Below are 549 nucleotides of genomic sequence, written 5' to 3' on the forward strand. Positions count from 1 at the left end.
GCGATCTTCGGTGAGACGGCCCAGCAGGAGGGCTGGCTCCCGTCGAAGCTCGACGGCATCCCCGGCCGGGCCATGCTCCAGTACCGCAAGCGAGGCACGGACCCCCTGCGCCTCTGGTACGTCACGGACGGCACGGTGGCGGCCCTGCCCACTGCGGAGCCGTGGAGCAGCCCGGCGACGTCGGGGGCCCACGGGTGGACGCCTCCGGCCGAGCCACCGCTGCGCCTGGTCAAGGGCGAGGACTACGTCATTGCTCCGCCCGCGGCTGCGGTCCCGGCCCAGCCCAAGGCCCAGCCGACCAACCGCGAGAAGGTCGCGGCCGCCATCGCCGCGGGCTCGCGCACGGTCGCCGACGTCGCCAACGTGACTGGCATCAACAAGGGCTCCGTGAGCAAGGCGGTCAAGTCCCTGGTTGAGGCGGGCGAGATCGACCGTGCCGAGGATGGCGCCCTGTCCGTCGCCACGCAGGCCGGGGAGGTGTCGGCATGAGCACCGACCTGACCCAGGCCGTCGCCGACGCCCGCCAGGCCGAGACCCAGGCCGCGACCA

General features: G+C 73.6%; 1 protein-coding gene. It reads left to right on the forward strand.

The window, feature by feature from the left end; genetic code table 11:
• The coding region (locus IE153_RS41325; protein ID WP_189594815.1) for a MarR family transcriptional regulator at positions 1–489 on the forward strand (489 nt) is incomplete at its 5' end.
• Between the last annotated feature and the right edge of the window lie 60 nt (positions 490–549).

It is taken from the genome of Streptomyces massasporeus (assembly GCF_014648995.1).
GTDB classification, from domain to species: domain Bacteria; phylum Actinomycetota; class Actinomycetes; order Streptomycetales; family Streptomycetaceae; genus Streptomyces; species Streptomyces massasporeus.